This window comes from Nonomuraea sp. NPDC050022 (genome assembly GCF_044460705.1).
Taxonomy (GTDB): Bacteria; Actinomycetota; Actinomycetes; order Streptosporangiales; family Streptosporangiaceae; genus Nonomuraea.
In genome coordinates, this window is record NZ_JBITKE010000010.1 from 475,154 (window position 1) to 498,110 (window position 22,957).

At 70.5% G+C, this 22,957-nt stretch carries 21 protein-coding genes; 9 read left to right on the top strand and 12 right to left on the bottom strand.

What is annotated here, in order from left to right; all coding sequences use genetic code 11:
- The first annotated feature begins 77 nt into the window (after positions 1 to 77).
- Positions 78 to 554 carry an ATP-binding protein gene (locus ACIBO2_RS40140; protein WP_397303727.1) on the top strand — a complete coding sequence of 159 codons (477 nt, stop codon included), beginning with the start codon at positions 78 to 80 and terminating at the stop codon, positions 552 to 554.
- Between the two features lie 306 nt (positions 555 to 860).
- Here ACIBO2_RS40140 and ACIBO2_RS40145 read toward each other — a convergent pair whose 3' ends face one another.
- Positions 861 to 1,721, bottom strand: a complete 861-nt coding sequence (locus tag ACIBO2_RS40145) for an aminoglycoside phosphotransferase family protein (RefSeq protein WP_397303728.1) — start codon at positions 1,719 to 1,721, stop codon at positions 861 to 863.
- Between the two features lie 128 nt (positions 1,722 to 1,849).
- Complete coding sequence (locus ACIBO2_RS40150; RefSeq protein WP_397303730.1) at positions 1,850 to 2,281, bottom strand: VOC family protein; 432 nt, start codon at positions 2,279 to 2,281, stop codon at positions 1,850 to 1,852.
- Between the two features lie 106 nt (positions 2,282 to 2,387).
- On the opposite strand from ACIBO2_RS40150, the gene ACIBO2_RS40155 reads away from it, so the two are divergent.
- From ACIBO2_RS40155 to ACIBO2_RS40170, 4 genes are all read left to right on the top strand, one after another.
- The gene (locus tag ACIBO2_RS40155; protein WP_397303732.1) at positions 2,388 to 3,098 is read left to right on the top strand and encodes a GntR family transcriptional regulator; all 711 of its coding nucleotides are present in this window, start codon (positions 2,388 to 2,390) and stop codon (positions 3,096 to 3,098) included.
- Between the two features lie 107 nt (positions 3,099 to 3,205).
- A complete protein-coding gene (locus ACIBO2_RS40160) occupies positions 3,206 to 4,600 on the top strand; it encodes an MFS transporter (protein ID WP_397303733.1) in 1,395 nt (464 codons plus the stop codon).
- A 142-nt stretch (positions 4,601 to 4,742) separates the two neighbouring features.
- Positions 4,743 to 7,334 carry a PEP/pyruvate-binding domain-containing protein gene (locus ACIBO2_RS40165; RefSeq protein ID WP_397303735.1) on the top strand — a complete coding sequence of 864 codons (2,592 nt, stop codon included), beginning with the start codon at positions 4,743 to 4,745 and terminating at the stop codon, positions 7,332 to 7,334.
- Position 7,335: 1 nt separating this feature from the next.
- Positions 7,336 to 7,935, top strand: coding sequence for a TetR/AcrR family transcriptional regulator (locus tag ACIBO2_RS40170; RefSeq protein ID WP_225290790.1), 600 nt, complete (start codon positions 7,336 to 7,338; stop codon positions 7,933 to 7,935).
- An 82-nt stretch (positions 7,936 to 8,017) separates the two neighbouring features.
- Here the strand turns inward: ACIBO2_RS40170 and ACIBO2_RS40175 are convergent, their stop codons facing one another.
- Complete coding sequence (locus ACIBO2_RS40175; protein WP_358535639.1) at positions 8,018 to 8,719, bottom strand: TetR/AcrR family transcriptional regulator; 702 nt, start codon at positions 8,717 to 8,719, stop codon at positions 8,018 to 8,020.
- Positions 8,720 to 8,832: 113 nt separating this feature from the next.
- Between ACIBO2_RS40175 and ACIBO2_RS40180 the strand changes: the two genes are divergently transcribed.
- Genes ACIBO2_RS40180 through ACIBO2_RS40190 form a run of 3 tightly spaced genes read left to right on the top strand, consistent with a single transcriptional unit; the run spans position 8,833 to position 10,984 of the window.
- The gene (locus tag ACIBO2_RS40180) at positions 8,833 to 9,186 is read left to right on the top strand and encodes a YrdB family protein (RefSeq protein ID WP_358535641.1); all 354 of its coding nucleotides are present in this window, start codon (positions 8,833 to 8,835) and stop codon (positions 9,184 to 9,186) included.
- Positions 9,187 to 9,188: 2 nt separating this feature from the next.
- The gene (locus ACIBO2_RS40185; RefSeq protein ID WP_358535643.1) at positions 9,189 to 10,100 is read left to right on the top strand and encodes an NAD-dependent epimerase/dehydratase family protein; all 912 of its coding nucleotides are present in this window, start codon (positions 9,189 to 9,191) and stop codon (positions 10,098 to 10,100) included.
- Positions 10,097 to 10,984 carry a Gfo/Idh/MocA family oxidoreductase gene (locus ACIBO2_RS40190; protein WP_358535645.1) on the top strand — a complete coding sequence of 296 codons (888 nt, stop codon included), beginning with the start codon at positions 10,097 to 10,099 and terminating at the stop codon, positions 10,982 to 10,984. The genes ACIBO2_RS40185 and ACIBO2_RS40190 overlap by 4 nt, the downstream gene beginning before the upstream one ends.
- Positions 10,985 to 11,031: 47 nt before the next feature.
- On the opposite strand, the gene ACIBO2_RS40195 is transcribed toward ACIBO2_RS40190, so the two are convergent.
- From ACIBO2_RS40195 to ACIBO2_RS40220, 6 genes are all read right to left on the bottom strand, one after another.
- A complete protein-coding gene (locus ACIBO2_RS40195; RefSeq protein WP_397303738.1) occupies positions 11,032 to 11,856 on the bottom strand; it encodes a trypsin-like serine peptidase in 825 nt (274 codons plus the stop codon).
- 52 nt (positions 11,857 to 11,908) lie between these two features.
- A complete protein-coding gene (locus ACIBO2_RS40200; protein ID WP_397303739.1) occupies positions 11,909 to 12,625 on the bottom strand; it encodes a hypothetical protein in 717 nt (238 codons plus the stop codon).
- On the bottom strand, positions 12,625 to 13,521 hold the full coding sequence (locus ACIBO2_RS40205; RefSeq protein WP_358535651.1) for a carbohydrate ABC transporter permease: 897 nt from the start codon (positions 13,519 to 13,521) through the stop codon (positions 12,625 to 12,627). The genes ACIBO2_RS40200 and ACIBO2_RS40205 overlap by 1 nt, the downstream gene beginning before the upstream one ends.
- On the bottom strand, positions 13,518 to 14,447 hold the full coding sequence (locus ACIBO2_RS40210; protein WP_397303742.1) for a carbohydrate ABC transporter permease: 930 nt from the start codon (positions 14,445 to 14,447) through the stop codon (positions 13,518 to 13,520). Before ACIBO2_RS40210 ends, ACIBO2_RS40205 begins: the two co-directional genes overlap by 4 nt.
- A gap of 65 nt (positions 14,448 to 14,512) precedes the next feature.
- Entirely contained in the window at positions 14,513 to 15,772 is a 1,260-nt protein-coding gene (locus ACIBO2_RS40215; protein WP_397303743.1) for an ABC transporter substrate-binding protein, read from the bottom strand.
- An 85-nt stretch (positions 15,773 to 15,857) separates the two neighbouring features.
- Entirely contained in the window at positions 15,858 to 16,865 is a 1,008-nt protein-coding gene (locus ACIBO2_RS40220) for a hydroxyacid dehydrogenase (RefSeq protein ID WP_358535657.1), read from the bottom strand.
- Positions 16,866 to 17,073: 208 nt separating this feature from the next.
- Between ACIBO2_RS40220 and ACIBO2_RS40225 the strand changes: the two genes are divergently transcribed.
- Positions 17,074 to 19,029 (top strand): DUF2264 domain-containing protein, encoded by a 1,956-nt coding sequence (locus tag ACIBO2_RS40225; RefSeq protein WP_397303745.1) that lies wholly within the window; start codon positions 17,074 to 17,076, stop codon positions 19,027 to 19,029.
- Positions 19,030 to 19,088: 59 nt separating this feature from the next.
- Here the strand turns inward: ACIBO2_RS40225 and ACIBO2_RS40230 are convergent, their stop codons facing one another.
- The 3 genes from ACIBO2_RS40230 to ACIBO2_RS40240 all read right to left on the bottom strand — a co-directional run bounded on the left by ACIBO2_RS40230 (position 19,089) and on the right by ACIBO2_RS40240 (position 22,934).
- Positions 19,089 to 20,249 carry a substrate-binding domain-containing protein gene (locus tag ACIBO2_RS40230; RefSeq protein ID WP_358535661.1) on the bottom strand — a complete coding sequence of 387 codons (1,161 nt, stop codon included), beginning with the start codon at positions 20,247 to 20,249 and terminating at the stop codon, positions 19,089 to 19,091.
- Positions 20,246 to 22,186 (bottom strand): heparinase II/III family protein, encoded by a 1,941-nt coding sequence (locus ACIBO2_RS40235; protein WP_397303747.1) that lies wholly within the window; start codon positions 22,184 to 22,186, stop codon positions 20,246 to 20,248. Before ACIBO2_RS40235 ends, ACIBO2_RS40230 begins: the two co-directional genes overlap by 4 nt.
- A gap of 106 nt (positions 22,187 to 22,292) precedes the next feature.
- Positions 22,293 to 22,934, bottom strand: a complete 642-nt coding sequence (locus ACIBO2_RS40240; protein WP_358535665.1) for a TetR/AcrR family transcriptional regulator — start codon at positions 22,932 to 22,934, stop codon at positions 22,293 to 22,295.
- Positions 22,935 to 22,957: the final 23 nt, after the last annotated feature.

Consider the following 22,957-nt stretch of genomic DNA (forward strand, 5'->3'; position numbering starts at 1 on the left):
ATTGACTACTCAATGTAGCCGAGCCTTGGGATGGTTGGAAGGCCGATCGAGGCCGACTTCTCCGGGTGGGTGAAGCAATGAAAGCAGCGAGTGCGGAGCCGAGGGTCATCGGCTCGATTCAGCTCGTGGGCATTCGCGAGTCCGTCTCGCACGCCCGCTCCGAAGTGCGCAGATGGCTCGGAGGCGATCATCCTGCTGTCGACGACGCCGTGCTGGTGGCGTCCGAGCTCGTGACGAACGCGCTCCGGCACTCCGACGCCAAACCGTACGACTTCATCGGCCTCACCGTCACCGCGACGGATGGGATGGTCTATGTGGAGGTGCGTGACCCCGGCTCGGCCTTTTCCGGCCCGCACATCCGGCAGGAGCCGGAGGCGGAGGACGGTCGTGGGCTGCTGATCGTACGTGAGATCTCCCAAGACTGGGGAACCCGAGAGCACGGCCGTGGGCTTGGCCGTACCGTCTGGTGCGCCATCCGAGCCGTCCCATCTTCCCCTGACCCGTCCGCTCCCGAATCGGTCTCCGGATCGGTTGGTGGGTGTGGCCCTGGCTGAACGCGCAGCCAGCCCAGGTCAGGCGGCTCCTCCTTCTCGAGGAGGGGGAGTGGGGGAGCCGCCGCAGAACGTCCGGCAGGGATCTTCCCCCCGTGGCTCCAGGCCGGGCAGGCCCCCGATGAGTGCACCCGCTTCGGCCCTCATCGGGGGTCATCCGCAGACTGCAAGGAGGGCCTGTGGGCGGTCACAGTAAGTGGCAGCCGGTCCGGCGTCGCCGCCTCACCGGCGAGGCGAACGACCTGACCATCAGCTTCCTTTGCACCGGGCTGCGTGATCTGGATCTGACGACATCGAACGCGCCTGCCTCTAGGTGAGAAGCACCTGGCCGAGGACATGCTCGCCGATGGCCGCCATGCTGGGGTTATCGGCTGAGTGGGCGGCCAGGGCAGTGCCCATGGCAAGGGCCCAGCCCCTTGCGCGCTCCCAGGTCATCTCGTCGGCGTCGACGCGTGATCGGAAGACCTCGCGCGCGTTCTCGTCGAACACCAGCCACGCGGCGGCCAGGTCGGTGGCGGGGTCGCCGCTGGTGAGATCGCCGAAGTCCAGGACAGCCGCCAGCCCTTCCCCGTTGAGCAGGAGGTTCGCTGGATGCGGGTCGCCGTGGAGCCAGAGCGCGGGGCCCCGCCAGGGTGGAAGGGCGGCCAGCTTCTCCCAGAGGGGGAGAAGCTCAGCTGATCGGGGTATGGACCGCAGGCGCTGCCGTACCGCTTCGTCGCGGGCGGTGAGCGGGACGCCGCGGACGGGGTTGCGCGGCGCGTCAGGTGGTGCGGGCCGGTGGAGGCCGGTCATGAAGTCAGCCAGTGGGACAGCGATGCCAGAGCGGTCGCACGGTGGCACGTCGGCGACCGTGCGGCCGTCGAACCAGGGTGCGATCGTCCACGGCCAGGGGTAGCCCTCGCCAGGCACGCCGGCCCTGACAGGTAGGGGTATCGCGACTTCGACGTGCTCGGCCAAGACGGGCAGCCAGCGTTGCTCGTTGACGATGAGATCGACGGCGACCTGGCGGCGCGGCAGGCGTACGCACAGATCCGTCCCGAGACGGTAGATGACGTTGTCCCAGCCGTTGGCGACGAGGCTCAGCGGGCCCGCCAGATCCGGGTGCTGCGTGCGGATCAGGCGGTCGACGATGTCGTCGTTGATGTCGGCTTCCGCCGCCGGGGTGGTCACGCCGCAACGATAGTGCTGGTGCCAGTCCCAAGAGCGGCCCTCTGCTCGTCTGTGTGGTGAGTCTCGATCGGTACGTGCGATGCCTCAAGGTGGTGAGTGGGAGGCAGGCGGGCGGGCAGTACGTACGGTCAGGCAGCGAAGACCTGGGCGTCGTCAGCGAACGCCTTGAACTCCAGGGCGTTGCCGGCCGGGTCGAGCAAGAACATCGTCCACTGCTCGCCGGCCTGCCCGGCGAATCGCACATAGGGCTCGATCACGAACGGGACGCCTGCCGTACGGAGCCGGTCGGCCAGCGTGTGGAAGTCCTCGATCGTGAGGATCAGGCCGAAGTGCGGCACCGGGACGTCATGGCCGTCGACCGGATTGTGGATCTGCTGAGTCTGGGCCGGCGCCAGGTGGGTGACGAACTGATGGCCGTACATGTTCCAGTCGATCCAGGTTTCGGCACTGCGGCCCTGCCGCAGGCCGAGTATCTCGCCGTAGAAGCGGCGGGCGGCCGTCAGGTCGTCGACCGGCATGGCCAGGTGGAAGCGCGGGATCGGGGAGTTCAACACGCTCATGATGGGTGGGGCCTCTCTGCTGAAGGAGGAAATGTCCTAATGTTGACATTACGCCAGTGTGCGGGAGTTTGTTAACATTGAGACAATCAGCGGAGGGCAAAGGGTCATGGGTGAACAGGGCACAATGGCTCCCGCCCGCCGTCGAGGGCTGGCCGACGAGGTCGCCGATCGCGTTCGGGAGGCCATCTTCGGCGGCGTGTACGCCCCTGGGGCCCAGCTGCGCGAGGTCGAACTGTCCCAGGCGCTGGACGTGAGCCGTGGCCCGGTACGCGAGGCGCTGCTCCTGCTGGAGCGCGAGGGACTGGTCCGCAGCCAGTGGCATCGCGGCGCCACGGTGATCACCCTGTCCCCGCAGGACATCGCCGAACTGGACAGCCTGCGCGGCGCGCTTGAGCACCTGGCCGTGCAGCGGGTGGTCGGCCACGCTTCCGAAGAGGACCTTGCCAAGATCGACAAGGTGGTCGACGGCATGGGGCGCGCAGCGGACGCGCACGCGATGGTCCACTGCGACCTCGCGTTCCACGACGCGGTCTACGACGCCGCCCACCACCGGCGCCTGAGTGAAGCCTGGCAGGCGATCCGCTCACAGATCCACCTGTTCCTGCTGACCCGGATCGGCCGCAGCTCCGACGGCTACCTCGAGCACATCGCGGACGAACACCGTCTGCTCGCGGACGCCCTGCGTGCCGGCGACGCCGACGCCGCTTTGGAGCTGTTCGCCGTCCACCGTCACCATGCGGCCCAAGTGCTCACCGCTCACGACCTCCCGCCGGGGCAGGAGGATCAGAGCGTCGTGGGGTCCACGGCGAAGCGGTAGCGCACATCGCTCTTCAGTACGCGCTGGCGGTTGTTAGTGAACGTTGCGTTTCTATGGGATGAATCGTATGCTCCTTAGAGAACGTTTCGTTCTCTAAGGAGCGTGTCATGGGTCTCGTGCTGCCGGGTCTGCTGCTGGCGATGCTGCTGGGTGCGCTCGACCAGACGATCATGGCGCCCGCCCTGCCCGCCGTGGCGGGGAGTCTCGGCGGGCTGGATCAGATGCCGGCGGTGATCAGCGCCTACCTGGTCGCCGCGACCGTCGTGATGCCCCTGTACGGCAAGCTCGGCGACCGGTACGGGCGTAAGCCGATGATGCAGGCGGCGATCGTCATCTTCGTCACCGGTGCCGTGCTGTGCTCGGTGGCCGCCTCGATGCCGCAGTTCATCGCGTTCCGTGCGGTGCAGGGCATCGGTGGCGGCGGGCTGATGATCGGGGCACAGGCGATCATCGGGGAGGTCGTCAGTCCGCGTGAGCGTGGTCGCTATCTGGGTCTGATCGGTGCCGCGTACGTGGTCGCAGCGGTCGGTGGACCGCTGCTGGGCGGGTTCTTCATCGACCGGCTCAGCTGGCGGTGGATCTTCGCGATCTACCCGCCGCTCGGGCTGCTCGCCCTGGTCGTGCTGACGGCGACCTTGCGGCTCCCCAAGCCCGAGTTCACGGTCGAGAATCGCGCGCCGATCGACTTCGCCGGTGCGGTCACGTTGGCGGTCGCCGTGGTCGGTGTGGTCATGCTGGGACAGACCAGGAACCTGGCCTTCCTCGCCCTGGCCGTCGCGGGCGGGGCGGCGTGGCTGGTGAGCGCCCGGTACGCCGCCGATCCGATCCTGCCGCTGCGTCTGTTCCGCGACCGCGCCTTCGCCGTGCCCGTGGCGATCAGCCTGCTCATCGGATTCACCCTGTTCGGGACCATCGCGTACATGCCCGCCTACCTGCAGATCGCCCTGCGCTCCACCGCCACTCAGGCGGGCCTGCTGGTGACCGCGCTCATGGGAGGCGTGCTGACCACCACCATCGTCTCCGGCAGGCTCATCACCAGGACGGGGCGCTACAAGCCGTACCCGGTGGCGGGCACGGCGCTGACGGCGGCCGGGCTGGCGCTGCTCGGGATCGTGGGCGACCGCGGGGGAGCGGTGGCGATCGCCGCCGTGATGCTGCTGATGGGGCTGGGCGTCGGGCTGGTCATGCAGGTCATGGTGCTGGCCGCGCAGAACGCCGTCGACTACGCCGATCTCGGCACCGCGACCTCGGCGGTGACGTTCATGCGGCAGATCGGCGCCTCGGCCGGGGTCGCGCTGGTGGGGGCGCTGATCACCTGGAGGTCCGGCATCACCGCCACGGGGGCGGCCGACCTGCCCGGCAGCGTGCGGGACGCCTTCGCCACGGCCGTGCCGCCGGTGTTCGCGGCCATGGCGCCGCTGCTCGTCGTGGCGTTCGTCCTCGCGTTCGCGCTGCCGGCTCGACCGCTCCGCACCACCGCCTACGCCGAGGAGAACCAGTGACAGTCGAGGAGAGCCGGTGAACAGCCGAGGCGGACCGAGCGACGGTCGAGGAGAGCCGGTGAACAGCCGAAGAGAACCAAGTGAAAGGCGATCAGGAGCAAGTGAAAGCCGACGAGGACCGAGTGAAAGCCAAGGAGGGCCAGTGAAATTCGTAGCACCCCTGAACGCCTTCGGCCGCGGCGACCTGGCCCTGGCCGGAGGCAAAGGCGCCAACCTGGGCGAGCTCGTCAAAAACGGTTTTCCCGTCCCGGGCGGCTTCGTCGTGACCACCGCCGCCTACGAACTGGTCGCCGACGGGCACGACACCCGTACGTACTTCGAGAACGTGGACATTCCCCCGCACCTGCGCGAGGCGATCACCGGCGCCTATGCCGAGCTCGGCGGCGGGCCCGTGGCGGTTCGGTCCAGTGCCACCGCCGAGGATCTGCCGGGGGCGGCGTTCGCCGGGCAGCAGGACACCTACCTCAACATCGTGGGCGCGGAGGCGGTGGTCGACGCGGTCCGCCGGTGCTGGGGCTCGCTCTGGACCGAGCGGGCCGTCGCCTACCGCGAGAAGCGGGGTGTCGACGCGGCCGAGGTTCGCATCGCGGTGGTCGTGCAGCGCATGGTCCAGTCGGAGGCGGCCGGCGTGCTGTTCACCGCGAACCCGGTCACCGGCGACCGTACGCAGATCGTCGTGGACGCGAGCAGCGGGCTCGGCGAGGCCGTCGTCTCGGGACTCGTCACGCCCGACCACTACGTGCTCGACGCCTCGGGGCGGGTCACCTCCTTCACGCCGGGCCGTCGCGAGGTGGTCATCCGCGGTACGGCCGGCGGCGGCGTCGTACACGAGACCGGAGACCCCGCCACCGGCGAGGCGCTGCCCCGCGCGGCGCTCGCTGAGCTGGCCCGGCTGGCGAGCGAGGTCGCGGCTCGGTTCGGCCGCCCGCAGGACATCGAGTGGGCGTACGCGGGCGGCCGGGTGAGCCTGGTCCAGGCCCGCCCCATGACCGCGCTCCCGCCGCCGCCCGTGGGGTCGCTCAACCCTGCCCAGCGCAAGGTCGGCAGCGTTCTGCTTGAATATCTGCCCGTACGCCCCTATCCGATTGATATGACGACCTGGCTGCCGTACGGTCCGGCGGGCATGATGGCCAAGGTCGCGGCGGCCTTCGGCATCAAGGGGGTGTTCGAGGATTTTCTGCAGGAGGAGGACGGTGTCGTCTACCGGTTGGTGCCCCGCTCTCCGCGTGTGACAGCCGGTCTCCTGGCTATCCCGTTCCGGCTCGTCCGGCGGGCCAGGCGCTACGATCCCGCCCGGTGGACGGAGGATCCGCGCTTCCAGACCTTCCTCGCCGCGAACCGTGAGCTGGCGGCCCGTGATCTGGCCTCGATGCCCTGGCCGGAACTGATTCGGGTGCCCAGACAGGCACTGGACCTGGTCCGGCCGGTGACGGACCTGCGCACCGACTACCTGCCTGGCACCGGGCTCGCCCTGTTGCGGCTGCTGGTGGCGGTCAAGCTGTTGCGGCGCGGCGCGCTGTTCGGCGAGCTGATGACCGGCGCGCGTACCCGCACCTCCGACGCCAATCAGGCGCTGGAGGAGCTGGCCCAGGAGGCTCGGGCGACCGGAGCGCTCGACGCGGATCCGATGCCCTCCGGCTTCGCCGCGAAACTGCGCGACTTCCTCGCCGAATACGGGCACCGGGAGACGGTGACTCCGATTCTGGCCACCCCTCCCACCTGGGGTGAGGCCCCGGAAATCGTCCTCGGAACGATCAGGGTGCTCGCGGCCAAGCCGCCCGCTCTCGCGACCGCCGCGACCGCCGCGTCCGCCGCGGACGGGGCGGCGGCGGAAGCGGGAGCGAGCGGGGCTGCTACAGGAGTGGGCGGAGCGGCTGCGGGGGCAGGCAAGGCGACTCTGGGAGCGGGCGGGGCGTTCGAGCGGCTGCTCCGTCACCCCCTGCTGCGGGCCGGGCGCTGGAGGGTCCGGGTCGTGCGCTGGGTCGAGGCGGCTCGCGCGGGTCACGCCTTCCGCGAGGACAGCCACTTCTACTTCACGCTCCCGCTGCCCATTCTGCGCCGGGCGCTGTTGGAGATCGGAGCGCGGCTGCGGGACGCGGCCGTGCTCCAGCGGCCCGAGGACGTCTTCCACCTGCGGCTGGAGGAGCTGGAGTCGATCAAGGGCCTGGCCGGCTCCGACGAGTGCCCCGATGGCCTGCGGGCGGTCGTGCGGCAGCGGGCGGCCAAGCGGGAGGAGCTCTCGGGCGTGCGGCTCATCGACCCGCGGGCGATCTTCCCCGTCCGTGACGCGGGCGACGCGATCGTGACCGGGACACCCGCGGGCGGCGGCAGCGCCACCGGGCCGGTCAAGGTCATCCGGGATCCGGCCGAGTTCGGCAGCCTGACGAGCGGGGACGTGCTCGTCTGCCCCTACACCAACCCGTCGTGGACCCCGCTGTTCCAGCGTGCGGCGGCCGTCGTCGTCGACACCGGAAGCGCCGCCTCGCACGCCGCGATCGTCGCCAGGGAGTACGGCATCCCGGCCGTCATGGGTACGGCCGGAGGCACGTCCACGCTGGTCGATGGGCAGGTGGTGACCGTCGACGGGGACGCGGGCACCGTCGTCATCGCCCACTCAAGCGGGAATGCGGACCCTGCGGGCTCAGACGGGGATGCGGCCACGGCAGTCTCTGGCGGGGATGCGGCCGTCCCGGGCTCAGGTGACGGCGCGGGCACGGTCACCGCGGCCTCATAGGATGCCTGTCATGGTCACCGACCACCGCAAGCTGCCGCGGCGTCGCGGCGAGGCGCTCAACGTCGCCATCTATCAGGCGACCCTCGCCGAACTCGCCGAGGTCGGCTACGCCCGGCTGACCATGGAGCGCGTCGCCGAGCGGGCCAAGGCCAGTAAGGCCTCGCTCTACCGGCGCTGGCCCACCCGCATCGAGCTGGTCATGGACGCCGTCTATCACGTGCTGCCCGACGCGCTGTCCGTCCCCGACACGGGCAGCCTGCGCGGCGACATACTGGCGGCGTTGCGGCGGACGGCCGAGGCGCTGGCCGGTCCCGCGGGTGAGGCGATGCGCGGGCTGCTCAGTGAGGCGCTGGGCGATGAGTCGCGGGCCGCCACGTTCCGGGAGAACTCGCAGGGCACCGGCAGGCGGCTGATGCGGGAGATCGTCCGCCGGGCGGTCGAGCGCGGTGAGGTCGCCCCCGAGGACGTGACCCCGCGCCGGCTCGACGCCGGTCAGGCGCTGCTCCGGCAGCACTTCCTCTTCCAGGGCCTGCCCATCCCGGACGAGCTCCTCGTGCAGATCGCCGACGAGGTCATGGTCCCGCTCTTCACCCGAGCCTGAGCCCAGCAGGCAGGCGAGCAGGCGGGCAGGCGGGCAGGCAAAGCGTTCACCCGGACCTGGCTCCGGCAGGCAAGCCAATCGTTCACGCGGGCTTGAGGCCCAGCAGCGCGCCCAACGTACGCACCGACTGCTCGAAGCTCCCACGCCTGTCGTCGATCGTGTTCTCGAACTGGCCGAACACCTCGAAGTTGACCCAGCCGTACAGGCCGGTCCACGCGGTGATGCCACGGAAGATCAGGTCGTCGGGGACCCCGGGCATGATCTGGCGCAGGTTCGCCGCGTCCGCAGACAGCGCGGCGGGGGCGGGCCGGGCGAGGTCGGGCGGGGCCAGCGCGCCCGCGTCGTACGCCTGCGCGATGATCCGGCCGAACACCGCCACATCGCGCAGCCTGGCCGTGATCGTCTCCTCCGGCGCCTGGTAGCCGGGCACGGGGGAGCCGTACAACAGCGTGTACTCGTGCGGATGGGCCAGCGCCCAGTCGCGTACGGCATGGCAGACGGCCAGCCAGCGCCCCGCGAAGTCGCCGGGCGGGTTGCTCTCGTCGGCGCGCTCCACCGCCGCGCCGAGCGCGTTGTAGCCGTCGATGATCAGCGCTGTCAGCAGGTCATCGCGGCTGGGGAAATAGCGGTAGATGGCCGACGAGACCATGCCCATCTCGCGGGCCACCGCGCGCAGGGACAGGCCGCCCGCGCCCTCGGTGGCCAGCTGGCGACGGGCGATGTCGGTGATCTCTTTGGTCAGCTCGGCCCTGACACGTTCTCTCGCGGTACGGCTCGCAGTCATGTTCCGACCATAGCAGAGCACTGCGAAAAAACGAGAGCACTGCTCTTGACGGCTGGCGCTCTAATGAGAGAGCATTGCTCTTGTAAGCGAACGGCAGTCACGCGGAGGTTGAGATGCTGAGCATCGCCAAGGGAGCCAACCTGGCTCTGATGTTCTTCCTGGAGCTGGGTGTCCTGGTCTCCGTGGGGTACTGGGGCTTCACGGTGAGCCCCAACTGGGCGATCAAGCTCCTCGCCGGGCTCGGCGGGGTGGCGCTGTTCATCGCCGCCTGGGCCCTGTTCGGTGCGGGCGGCGGTGCCAACGCCACGTTCCCGCTGACCGGCCTGGCCAGGGTCGCCCTGGAGATCCTCTGGTTCGGCGGCGGCGCCCTGGCGCTCTACGCCGCGGGCCGGGTCGCACCGGCCGCCGTCTTCGCGGCGCTCTTCGTCCTCAACGCGGTCCTCCGCATCGTCTGGAAGCAGGTCTGATCATGGGTAAGCACGTCGTCGTGGGTTCCGGTCAGGTCGGCACGCATCTGGCCACCAAGCTCCTGGCCCAGGGGCACGAGGTCACCGTGGTGACCCGCTCGGGCAGCGGCCCCGCCGGGGTCCACAAGGTGGCGGCCGACGTCGCCGACATGGCACGGCTGACGGAGGTCGCCAAGGGCGCCGATGTCCTCTACAACTGCGTCAACCCGCAGTACCACCGCTGGCTGACCGACTGGCCGCCGATGGCCGAGTCGTTCCTCGGCACCGCGGAGGCCACGGGCGCGGTGCTGGTCATCCTGGGCAACCTCTACCCCTACGGCCCGGTCAAGGGCCCGATGACCGAGGACCTGCCGCTCGCCTCGGCCACCCCGAAGGCTCAGGTGCGGGCGAAGATCTGGAACGACGCGCTGGCCGCGCACAAGGCGGGCCGGATCCGGACGACCGAGGTGCGCGGCTCCGACTACTTCGGCCCCGGCGCGACCGACCAGTCGCATCTGGGCGGGCGGTTCCTCGTGCCGTTCAGGGCGGGCAGGACCATCCAGCTGGTGTTCCCCGCCGACATTCCGCACAGCTGGACGTACCTGCCCGACGTGGCCGACGCGCTGATCGTCGCGGGCACCGACGAGCGGGCCTGGGGGCGGCCGTGGCACGTGCCCACCAGCGACCCGCTCAGCTTCCGCCAGATCGGTGAGCGGATGGCGGCCATCGAGGGGCGGCCCGCGCCCAAGCTGGCCACGCTGCCGTGGCCGCTGGTCCAGGCGATGGGTCTGTTCTCGCCGATGGTCAGGGAGTTGAAGCACGTCCGCTACCAGTTCACCGCGCCGTACGTGCTCGACTCCTCGGCCTTCCAGCGGACGTTCGGTGTCGCGCCCACGCCTATCGACCAGGCGCTCGCGGCTACGCTCAAGGCGTGAAAACAGCCATGATCGGCCTGGGTGACATCGCGGAGAAGGCGTACCTGCCCGTACTCGCCGCCCAGCCGGGCCTCGACCTGCACCTCTGCACACGCAACAGCAAGACCCTGGACCGGCTCGGCGATACCTACCGGATCGCCGCCCGGTCCACTTCGGTGGACGACGTGATCAAGAGCGGGGTCGAGGTCGCGTTCGTGCACGCCGCCACCGGGGCCCACCGCGAGATCGTCGAGCCGCTGCTCGACGCCGGGGCGCACGTCTACGTGGACAAGCCGATCGCCGACAACCTGGCCGACTGCGAGGCTCTCGTACGGCTGGCGAAGGCGAAGAGGCGCTCGCTGATGGTCGGCTTCAACCGCCGGTACGCCCCCGGATACACCGGACTTCTCGCCCTCCCTCGGCACCTCGTGCTCATGGCGAAGAATCGCGAGAATCACCCCGACGCGCCTCGGCGGGCGATATTTGATGACTTCATTCATGTGGTCGACACGCTCCGCTTCCTCGCGCCCGGCGAGGTCACCGGGACCCGGATCAGGACCCGCGTCCAGGACGGGCTGATCGAGCACATCGTGCTGGAGTTGTCCGGCGACGGCTTCACCGCCATCGGCCTCATGAACCGCGTCAGCGGGGCCACGGAGGAGACCTGCGAAGTCATGGGCGACGGCGTCAAGCGCCGGGTGGTCAACCTGGGCGACGTGATCGACTACGCGGGCGGCGAGACGCTCACCAGGCGGCCCGACTGGGTCCCGGTCGCCCGGCAACGCGGCATCGAGCGCATCTGCCTGGAGTTCCTCACCGCGGTCCGCGACGGCCGCACGATCAGCGCGGACGACGCGCTGATCAGCCACGCCATCTGCGAGGACATCGTCGCGAACGCCTCATGACCGGCCCCCGGGCCGCCGTGACGAGCGCGGCCTGTGCCGGGCCGCCGTTATGAGCTCTGCCTGCGGCGCATCCAGGTGTCGGCGCCGGCCAGCAGCCGGCTGAACGGCCGGCCGCCGAGCCGGGCCAGCACGGTGAACCCGGCCGCGTCACTCATCGGGCTGGAGGACGACACGACACCCGCCACCTCCTGCCCGTACACGGCCGGACCGCCGCTGCCGCCGGACGGGGCGTGGCAGTTCTGGGTCACCAGGACGCCCGGCCCCTGGGTGGTGGCCTCCTTGGCGTCCCCCAAGCAGTGGTACATCCGGGTGCCGGGATACCGCCGCCCCGCCGGGTAGCCGAGCAGGTCGAGCCCGCGCAGCGACGTACCCCTGCGGGTGGCCATCGGGCGAAGTCCGGGCCCGGTCGCGTCCTCCAGCGTGCCGCCGCGCCGGATCACCCCGACCAGCCCGACGTCGTACGGCAGCAACTCGGCGGAGTACGGCCGGCCCCGCCACTGATCGGGCACCCAGGTCCGCACGGCCGGCCAGACACCGAACGGCGGTCGGCCCTGGTCGAACCCGGGCAGGAAGGCCACCTGCCGCAGCGGCCGGCCGTCGTGGTAGAGGCAGTGCGCGGCCGTCAGCACCAGGCTGCGGCTGCGCGACCTGATCACCGTGCCCCCGCACAGCACGGTCGTTCCGCTGATCGGATCACGCCCGAGCAGCACCCCGATGAGCCACTGTGCGCCGGTGTAGGGACGGGCGACCGGCGCGTACCCCAGGCGGTCACCGTCTGGTGTCAGCACCCTGCGCGGAGGTACCGATCGCTGGGGGACCTCCGCGAGGCCGGTCGGGTCGAGCAGGGTCAAAGACAGCACCATCCTGAGCACCCATACACTCTAAGCCGCCGATGATCACTGCCCTGACCTGCGCCATCAAGGTTTACCGAAGGTTCGCAGAAGGCGCCAGGAGCGGAGCGACGACGAACCTGATCGTGGCCCACGCGACGTACAACAGGGGTGAGCACAGCACCAGGACGCCGATCACCGGCTTGACCAGGATGACGGCCACGGCCAGGACGAGCACGGCGAGGCTGATGGCGGCCAGGTACCAGCGCCGCGCCACCAGGTAGAGGCTGGGACGCACGAGGTCCCGCAGCCGCGGGGGCTCGCGCCGCGGCTCGGCCAGCAGCACGAGCGAGGCCACGACCACGGCCACCACCAGCGCCGCCGCCGTGGCGAAGAACGGCGCGAACGCCGGCCCCCAGGCGGTGCGCGCGACCACGACGGCGTCCAGAGCCAGCACGCTCACGGCAACGGCGCCGGCCGCCCAGACGGCGAGCGCGCGGGCGCCGCCGCGGCGGTAACCGTCCCAGAACGTACGGAAGACGGCGATCGAGCCATCGCCCAGTGCGGCGAAGCAGCTGAACGCCCCGGTCAGCGCGGGCGCGCACAGCGACGACAGCGCGACGAAGAACGGCCACGACGCCAGCGGGTCCCGGACGACCGCGAGCGCCGCCAGGAGCGGCGCGCAGGCGACGGCGAGCAGGATGTTCGTCATGAGGCCGACGTAAACGGTGCCGAAGGCCTTCTCATAGGTCGCCTGTCCGGCCGGTCGGAGCAGGCTCCGCACCGCCGCGCCGGGCCCGTGCCCGCTCATCACTTCAGCCCGCTCGTCGCGATGCCGCGGATGAAGTAGCGCTGCCCCAGCAGGAAGATGACCAGGATCGGCAGCACCGACAGCACCGCCCCGGTCATCATCATCGCGTACTCGGCGTCGTACTGCCCGACGAAGGAGCGCAGGCCGAGCTGTACGGTCCACAGTTCGTTGCTCGTCAGGTAGATGAACGGCCCCATGTAGTCGTTCCACGTGTTGACGAAGGTGAGCAGGGCCAGGCTGGCGAGCGCCGGTTTGGACAGCGGCAGGATGATCCGCCAGTAGATGCCGTACTCACTCAGCCCGTCGATCCGGGCCGCTTCGCACAGCTCGTCCGGGATGGACATGTAGTACTGGCGCATGAGGAACACCCCGAACGCGCCGAACGCCTGCAGCAGGATGATCGCCCAATAGGTGTTCGTCAGATCTGCCTTCTGCATCATGATGTACTGCGGCACCATGTACGCCTGCCATGGCACGGCGATGGTGGCGATGTAGGCGACGAACAACACGTCCCGGCCCGGAAAGCGCACCTTGGCGAACCCGTAGGCCGCGAAGCTCCCGGTGAGCAGCTGCAGCAGCGTGATCGTCACGGACAGGAACGCCGAGTTGCCCAGGTAGGTCAGCAGCGGGATGCGTCCCCAGATCTCCACGAAGTTCGACCAGCGTAGTTCCTGGGGGATCCACTGGATGGGCACGGCGAAGACCTCGTTGTCGCGCTTCAGCGCGGACGACACCATCCAGGCGAACGGCACGAGCACCAGCACGGCGAGCACGGCGAGCGTGAGGTAGGCCAGCGCCCTGCGGAGCGGGCTCCCGCCGGCGCGGTCCCCGTCCTCGGCTGCCGCCGGCGGGCGCCGCTGGGTGGCGGCCGGGGGAGCATCGTGCAGTGCGGTCATCGGGCGCTCCTCCGCTCGTTGATACGGAACTGGACGACGGTGACGGTCAGTACGATGACGAACAGCACCAGGGCGATCGCCGACGAGTAGCCGAACTTGCCCTCGGTGATGCCCTCCCGGTAGATGAGCTGGGCCAGCACCAGCGTGCTGCGGCCCGGGCCGCCGTCGGTCATGACCACGATGAGGTCGAGGACCTTGAAGCTCTGGATCGTCAGCATGACGAGGACGAAGAACGTCGTGGGCCGCAGGCACGGCAGGGTGATGCCCCAGAACCGCTGCCAGGCGTTGGCGCCGTCCACCCGCGCGGCCTCGTAGTACTCCACAGGGATCGTCTGCAGGCCGGCCAGGTAGAGCACCATGTAGTAGCCCATGTCTCGCCACACGCTGGTGACGATCACGGCCGGCATCGCCCAGTCCGTGCTGGCCACCCACCTGGGCGGGTGCGCGACGCCGAGCGCTTCGAGGAGCTGGTTGATCGGTCCCGCCGTCGGGTTGAAGAGCATGTTCCACACAATGGCCACGGCGACCAGCGAGGTGATGTAGGGGAAGAACGCCACGGTGCGGAAGAACGCCACCCCGCGCAGCTTCCGGTTGAGCGCGATCGCCAGGCCGAGCGCGGCGGCCAGCGTCAGCGGAATATGGCCGAGCGCGTAATAGAGAGTGTTACGCAGGGCGACGTGGAAGTTCTCGTCGGACAACAGCCGCCGGAAGTTGTCCAGCCCCACCCATTCCGGGGTGCTGTAGGAGTCCCAGTCCAGGAACGCCAGGGCGAACGCCGCGACCATAGGGACGAGCGTGAACAGGGCGAAGCCGACGAAGTTCGGGAGGATGAAGCTCCACCCGATGAGGATGCCGCGCCAGGCCCGTCGCCGGTGAGGCGGGGCGGTGGGCGCGGGGGGCGCCGGTTGTGTTGCAACGTGAGCCATGGCCGTCCTTCTCGACTCCTCCGGATTGTGCGGGCCCGGACACCTCCGGGCCCGCGGTCCGGTCCCTAGTTGAGCACTTCGCTCTTGACCCGCTCGTTCATCGAGCGGATGCCGTCGGCGGCCGATTTGTCGCCGACCATGATGAGCTCGTGCTCCTCCTTGAGGATCGTGTCGATGTCGGAGGAGTGCTCGCTGACCGGCATCTCCAGCACCACCTTGTCCGGCGAGAACGCCTTCTTGGACACCTCGTCGGTGGGCATGCCCTTGATCGAGAAGTAGGTGTCGGTGATCTCCGAACTCTGCAGCGCCGGCACCACGCCCACCTTGGTGATGGCTTCTGCGCCAGCCTTGCCGGCGGCGAACTGCACGAACTTCTTGGCCGCGTCGGCATGCTCGGCCTTCTTGTTGACGGCGAAAGCCGTCGGCGAGCCGAAGGTCGTCACGCCTGAGCCGCCGGGGCGCTGCGGCATCGGGGCCAGCGCCCAGTCGACGTCGGTCTTGCCGCTGGCCTTGGCCTCCAGGATGCCGGAGATGTACCACGTGCCCATGGGCATCATGGCCGTCGCCCCGGTCTCGAACATGGTCCGGTAGTCCGACTTCTGCGCGGTGGCGGTGCCGAAGTCGAGGGCCGCGCCGGTCTTCTGCAGACCGAGCGCTACCGCGTACTGGTCGGCGAAGAAGGAGTAGTCGCCACTGAGCTGGTCGCCGCCCGTCTGGGCCGCCGAGACGGCCTGCACCACGGACCGCCAGGTGTGCTGGTAGGTGCCGTAGACCTTCTTGCCGCCCTCGGTCTTCGTGAGCCGCTGCGCGAGCTTGGCGTATTCGTCCCAGGTGAGGGCGGCCGGAGCCTTGACGCCTGCCTTGTCGAAGTACGTCTTGTTGTAGTACAGCAGCCAGAAGTCCTGCCGGTACGGCAGCGCGAAGTACTTGTCGCTGACCTTGAAGGCGTCCAGGCCCGCCAGCTTCGCGGTGTCGGCCGACTTGGCCAGGTCGGTGACGTCGAGGAGCTGCCCGCGGCTGGAGTAGCGCGAGTAGTCCGTGACGTTCTTCATCGTGATCACGTCGGTGTCGTCGCCACCGGCGAGCATCGTGGTGACCTTGTCGGCGTAGTCGTCGGCGAGGATGTCCACCGGCTGGATCTTGATGGTGGGATTCGCCTGCTCGAAGGCGTCGAAGAGCGCCTTGAACTCGGGGGTCTTGGCGAGGTTCCACACCGTGACGGTCAGCGTGACCTTCCCGCCGCTGCCGCCGCCCGCGGGCTGGGCGGAGCCGCCGCAAGCGGTGACGGCGAGCGCGAGCGCTGCCGCGACTCCCAAGGTCTTCATAAGGTGGCGTCGCACTCCGGCCCTTCCTGGCGTGTTCGAAGCGATCATTGGTCCGGTCTCCTTTCTTGCGAGCCGGTCTCAGGGCTCAGGCGCTCACCATGAACTCGTCGGAGGTCACGGCCGCACGGGGCGGCTGACCGGACAGGTAGCGTTCGAGCTCGTCGAGCGCGCTCTCACTCATCCGCCGGGTCTCCGATCCCAGAGATCCGGCGATGTGGGGGGTGATCATGACGTTGGGCAGGTCGTACAGCGGTGAAGTGCTCGGCAACGGTTCCGGGTCGGTGACGTCGAGGATCGCGTCGAGCCGGCCCTGGGCGCACTCCCGCTCCAGGGCGGTGGTGTCCAGGACGGAGCCGCGCGCGGTGTTGATGAGGGTCGTCCCGTCACGCAGGAGGGCGAGTTCGGCCGCTCCGATGAGGTGATGGGTGGACGGCAGTTCCGGGACGTGCAGGGTGAGCACGTCACAGCGCGGTAGCAGCTCGGGCAACGGGAGCAGCCGGGCGCCCGCCGCGCTGACCTCGGCCGGGTCGGCATAGGGATCGGCGACGAGGACGTCCACCTCCAGGCTGCGGAGCCGTTCGACCACCCGGCGGCCCACGCGCGAGAAGCCGATGACGCCGATCGTGCGTCCGCGGTTGGTCAGCTCGCCACGGCCGGTGGCGAAGGACCAGTCAGCGCGGTGCCTGCGCGCGTCCTGGGCGAGGAAGGGGACCTTCTTCCCGGCGAAGATGACCGCGGCCAGAGTGAACTCGGCCACCGGGATCGCGTTCTCGTCCGCGGCGTTGGTGACGAGGATCCCGCGTCGCCAGACCTCGTCGGTGACGAACGTACGCACCGTTCCCGCGCAGTGGAATATGGCCCGCAGCCGCGGCGCGTCGGCCAGCCTCTCGGTCGTCAGCGGTGGGCAGCCCCAGGAGGTCACCAGCACCTCGACGTCGCGCAGCCGGCGGCGCACGGAGGGCGCGTCGAGGTCGGCGGTCACGATCGGCTCTCCCAGCTCGACCAGATCGTGCAACCGGCGAAGCTGCGCCTCCTGAAACTGCACGCTGAACTTCGCTGGGTCCATGACCAGCAGAGCAGGGGGTCTTCTCACCAGGATCCTTTCGGCGGCAAGCGCTTACCAGTGCCGCCGAGCATGTCCGATCATTTCAATCACGTCAATACCTTGTTAATCGGATCGATCACGTTATGTGACCGATATTGATCGTTATCGGATGAAGTCGAGTGATGCGCCTTGACGCGGGACGAACCCTTGGCGTTAACTCCGGGACACACTCACGCGATCACGACCAGGGGGATCCATGCTCATGCTGCGGGAGTTCGACGACCTGCGGCTCTCGCCCCACACCGGATGGACCCGGAACCACTGGGCGGCACTCGCCGACCATCTCCTCCTGTCCGCCAGGCGGTACGCGTCGGCCTCGCACGCGCGCGTCTCCTTCCCCGGCCCGCCGGGCGGTTACGGGCCCGACGTCGACGCGCTGGAGGGGTTCGCGCGCACGTTCCTGGCCGCCGGATTCCGGGTGGCAGGGGAGGGCGGGCGCGATCCGCTGGGCCTGATGGAGTGGTACGCGCAGGGCCTCGCCACCGGGACGGATCCCCGCTCACCCGAGCGCTGGGTGCGCCTCGACGAGCATGACCAGGCGAAGGTCGAGGCCGCGTCCATCGCGCTGGTGCTCCACCTGACGAAACCGTGGCTGTGGGACCGGCTCGACCCGATCGTGCGCGAGCAGGTCGTCGACTACCTCGCGCCCGCGGTCGGCGCGGACTACCCGCCGATCAACTGGATCTGGTTCCAGATCGTGGTCGAGCAGTTCCTCGCCTCCGTCGGCGGCCCCTTCGAGCGCAAGGACATCGAGGAGGGGCTCGCCTTCACCGACGGCTTCGCCAGGGAGAACGGCTGGTACGCCGACGGTGCCGAACGCGCCTACGACCACTACGCCGGATGGGCGCTGCAGTTCTACCCGCTGATGTGGAGCGAGATGGCAGCCGGGGATCCGGCGGCGGACTCGCGGCGACCGCTCTACCTGGAGTGGCTCGAACGTTACCTGGGCGACGCCGTCCACCTCGTCGGCGCCGACGGATCCCCTCTCGTCCAGGGACGCAGCCTGATCTACCGGTTCGCCGCCGCCACCCAGTTCTGGGCCGGCGCCCGCGCCGGGACGGCGACACCCGCCCCAGGATTGCTGCGCCGTGCCGCCTCCGGCATCGCCCGCCACTTCACCGAACGCGGAGCGCCGGACGAGAACGGAGTCCTCACCCCGGGCTGGCACAGAGCCTGGCCGCCGCTCGCCCAGTCCTACTCCGGGCCAGGCTCGCCGTACTGGGCGGCCAAGGGCTTCTTCGGCCTGTCCCTGCCCGCTGACCACCCGGTGTGGACGGCCGTCGAGGAGCCGCTGCCGGTCGAGTCCGGCGACTACCAGCGCGTCGTCCGCGCTCCCGGCTGGCTGGTCAGCGGCACCCGTGCCGACGGCGTCGTGCGGGTGGTCAACCACGGCACCGACCACTCCCATCCCGGGACGCACCTGACCGACTCGCCCCTGTACGCGCGGCTGGGCTACTCGACCGCCACCTCGCCCGTGCTCGCCGGTGAGCACGCCGCCGACCCCCTCGACCAGTCGGTCGTGCTCCTCGACGAGGGCGGGCGGCCCAGCCATCGCACGGGATTCGACACGCTCCTGCTCGACCGCCTCCCCTCCGGTACGGTGATCGGGGCCTCGCGCTGGCAGGCCCACTGGGTCACCCCTGAGAGCGGGCGCCCGGACCACGGCTACGGGCAGGCCGGGACGGTACGCCTCGGGCCGTGGATCGACCTGATCTCCGCGGTGCGCGGTCCTTGGGAGATGCGCCTGGTCCGGCTGCCGGCCACGGCCGTGGAGCGTGGCCGGCTGCGCGTCGGTGGATGGCCGCTGCCGGCTTCCGAATCCGTCCAGGACGATGGGGCCGCCGTGTCGAACGGCACCATGCGCTCCCGCGTCATCGCGGGTCCGGGGCTGGACCTGCGCGGCGCGGTCGCCGCCGAGAACTCCTCGCCGCTGGCCCCTTGGACGCTGGTCCCCTGGTGCGCCACCGCCACCCCGGCGCTGCCGGACACGTGGTACGACGTGGCGGTGTTCCTCGGCGGGCAGGAGCCGGACCGGGCGCCGGTCCTGTCCTGGGACGGCCCGGCGCTCGCCCGCGTGGCCTGGCCGGACGGGACGGAGGACCTCCTGGACACTGCCGGCGCGCTCAGCGGGCCGGGCACGCCGCTCCTATGACGCCGTTCGGCGGACGCGGGCCGCTATGACGCCGTTCGGCGGTGTGTGACATCGGTGGGTCACTGTGACATCGAGGAGGAGCGCACGATCAGGGTGGGCTCGACGACGACGCGGTGGGTGGGCCGCTCCGGATCCGGGTCGGCCAGCCGCGCCGCGAGCAGCCCGAAGGCCGCCCGCCCGATGGCCATCTTGGGCGGCCGGACAGCGGTCAGCGGCGGGTCGCACAGCTCGGCCACCTCGTCGTCGTAGGCCACGATGGCGAGATCGCCGGGCACCCGGATGCCGCGCTCCTGGCAGCGCTCGACCAGGTTGATCGCCTCCGGGTCGGAGTGGACGAGCAGCGCCGTCGTCCCGGATTCGACGCACTGGTCGATCACGCTCTCGAGCGCCTTGGGCCACTCGGGATCCAACTGATCGACCGTGCTGACGTCCGGCAGACCCTCCAGCGGCAGGCCGAACTCCTCGCACGCCTGCCGCCAGCCGTGCCGCACGTGCGGGCTCGTCGGGCTCTGTGCGGTGGTGATCAGTCCGATCCGCCGGTGACCGAGCTCGACCAGGTGCCGTACGGCCATGCCGGCCCCCAGCGCGTGATCGCTGACCACCGACTCCATCGCCTCGTGGTAGGGGCCGGAGGCGGCGGTGCGCTCGATGAGCACCACGGGCATGTCGGCCTCCTGCAGCCATCGCACCAGCGCCTGCCCGTCGTCGCCGGTCGTGGTGGGCGCGACCAGCAGGCCGTCCATGCCCGCCGATTCGATCAGCCGGGACAGGTGGCGGCGCTCGTCGGTGGCCCGGTAGGTGGCGCCACGCAGGACGACGCGCGCGCCGGATGCCGCGGCGGCCTCGCGGACGCCGCGGATCACGTCGGGCCAGTAGTAGTTCAGCGACGGCACCACCATGCCGATCGTGACCTGCGCCCGCTCGGCGTCGGCCGCGTCGGGTCCCGGCCGTGATCCCGGCTGCGGGCCCGGCGAATCCTCCGTTTCCCCGCTGGCGAGCGTGTCGGCCACCGGCCCGCCGTGAAGCACGGCTCCGCCGCGAACCCGGCGGATCAGCCCCTGGGACGAGAGCAGCGCGATGTCGCGCCGGATGGTGATGACCGAGACGTCCAGCTCGGCCGCCAGGTCGCCGACGCGCACGACGCCGCGCCGGCGCAGCAGCTCCACCACCTGGGCGCGACGCTCGTCCGGCAGCGGACCCGGCGAATCGGACACGCTCATTCCCACACTCCCATGCGAACCTCGAAAGCACCCCGCGCCGTACCGGGCAGACGCAGCTCCAGCCTGGTCAGGCGGTCGCCCCACACCGTGGAGAGCATGGGGTCCGCCAGCGTGCGGACGGTGAACGCGGCCGTCGCGACCCCGGGGTCCCACGCGAGGAGCACGGCCCGCGCGCCGCCCGGCGGCCGGATGACGGCCTGCCCGGCGGACGGCTGCTCCACCTGCCCGTTCAGCAGGAAGTGCAGCACATTCGGGTCGCCGTCACCGGTGAAGCTCCAGGAGTCCCCGATCGTCACGCGTGAATCGCGCCGGTCGAGCGCCGCCGTCCGCCACCACCGCTCCAGCTCGGGTACGGGATAGGCGGCGGCCAGGTCCAGCCGCGCCTCGAAGCGGCCGGGCTCGTCCACCACCTCGACGTCACGGGCGCGGAACCGGCGCCCCTGCCCCTGTGGCGCACCCCGTATCTCGGGGACGTTGTGCCAGTCGCTCCGCATCGTCCAGATCGCATAGCGGTCCGGCCCGAACGTCTGCGCCGTGTACGTCGGCCGTCCCGCGTCGACCAGTACGGGAACCCCGTCCACGGCGACGACGACGGACCCGACGTCGTTGTGGTTGTGGTGCTCCCCGTTGTGCCCGCCCTTGATCGCGAGCGTGAGACCGCGCGCCGTCCCGCCGGCCGCCCGTGCGAGGCCGATCTGCGTCCCCGGCAACCAGACCCCGGCGACCAGCGGCGGCTCGCCGGGCCCGGCGCTCTGCCACTCCACGTCGACCAGCTCGCGGAGCGCCCGCCCGAGTTCGGCGGCGGCGGAAATCCCGGCCGCACGCTGCGACTCCGCGTGCCGGCGGGCGTCGTGCACGCCGAGCCGGCGAGCCCAGCGGTGCGGCACTTGCCACGGCTGGTCAGCAGGCGGCCGAGCCCGCGCGTCGGCGAGGTTGAGATACCACGGCCCGCCCAGATGCATGCGGTGGGGGAACCGGACCGTTTCCCGCACGACCTGGATCTCCGATGCGTCGAGCCGTCCCGCCGTGGCGTGCTCCAGGACGTCGAGCGCCTCGAGCGCGCGGCATGCCCCGTTCCACCAGTATTCGTAGCCCTCGTCGACGGAGCCGTCATCTGGCAGCGCCGCCAGGTAACGATCGATGCCCGCCACGGCCAGGGCGACCTGGCACGCCCGCTCCTGCCCCGCCTCGGTCAGGCGCAGCGCGGCGACGAGCACGTTGCCGCAGATCCACGGGCACCAGTTGCTCGGATCGCCGTCCAGCCCCAGCCAGTGCCAGTCGCGCCGCTGGACGAACGGGGCGAGCACCCGCGCGCGCACCTCCGCCCGCACCCGCTCCCGCAACCCCGGGAAGCGCTCGGCCAGCCGGTCCCCGAGCACCTGGTCGGCCCAGGCCAGCTGGGCGGCGACATCGGCGGCGCCGAGGTCGAGGCAGGGCGTGGCCACATCGGGCAGGACCGTCCCCCGGGGCCGGCACGTGTCCTCGTGCGCCGGCCAGCACCACGAACTCTGCTCGCACAGCTGGACGATCCCGTCGGCGGCCTCCTCCAGCCACTCGTCCGCGCCGCTCGCCAGCGCCATGAGCACCGTCCGGGTCAGGCGGTCCTGGCGCTCGAACACCTGGCTCTCGTAGCGGGTGCGGTTGCCGTCCCGGAAGTACCGCGCGTACTGCGATGCCAGCGGCTGCGGCCAGGGCGTGCCCAGCTCCGCCTCCGCCCGCTCACGGACGGCGAGCAGGGCGCCGGACTCCGCGCTCCGATCCCAGACGCCATCCCCTGCGGCCGGGATCGGCAGCGCCTTTTCGGGCGGTAGCAGGCTGCCGGCCAGGGCGTCCGGCAGCATGGCGGCCCCCCAAGCGGCGAGCAGGGGACCGGTCGTCCGGCCCGCCGGGCCGCTCTCCGTCCGCCCGACCGCGGGTCCGGTCGCAGTGTTCGTCATGATCCTCCTCGCCGACACCCCTCATAGTAGCGATCGAAAGTGATCGAAGTTGAATCAAATGGGCATTCGTCGAGAAACTGATCGAAACGCGCGGCCCCGACCTGCACTAGCGCGTGATCGCGCGGGCGAACAGGGCGGCGTGCGCCGTCATCCGCCGCCGGGCCAGCGCGCGCTGCTCCGGCGTGGCCCCGTCATGCAGCCACAGCACGCGGGCGTGCGCTATCGGGCCCAGCAGCGAGTACGCGAGATCGTCCGGCGACCCCAGATCGTCGCGCACCCGCCCCTCGGCCAGCCAGCGCGCGAACACCTCCGCCAAGCCCGCCAGCGCCCGCTCGATGCCCAGGCCGAGCATCTCGTCGTGGATCAGCCCGTCGCGGGAGACCAGGCTGATGCTCTGCCTGGCCTGCGGCGTGTCCCAAGCGGCCAGCACGCGGTCGGCGAACGCGCGGACGAACTCCGCCGGGTCGTCGCCGGGGCCCTCGCCGCCCAGGGCGACCAGTGCCACCTGCGGCCCGGCCAGGGACATCGCCGCTTCGTAGATCGCCTGCTTGCCGGGGAAGTGCGCGTACAGGACGCTCTCGCTCAGCCCCACCTCGCGGGCGATCGCCCTGATCGAGGTGCCCGCGTAGCCGTGCCGCGCGAACAGCCGCAACGCGGCGTCGAGCAGGGCCGCCTTGGTGTCTCCCGCCTCGGCCTTGGGCGGGCGGCCCGGGCCGCGCCGGCCTGTCGTCATCTCCACAAGGGCCATCCAATCACTTGCAAAATAATCGA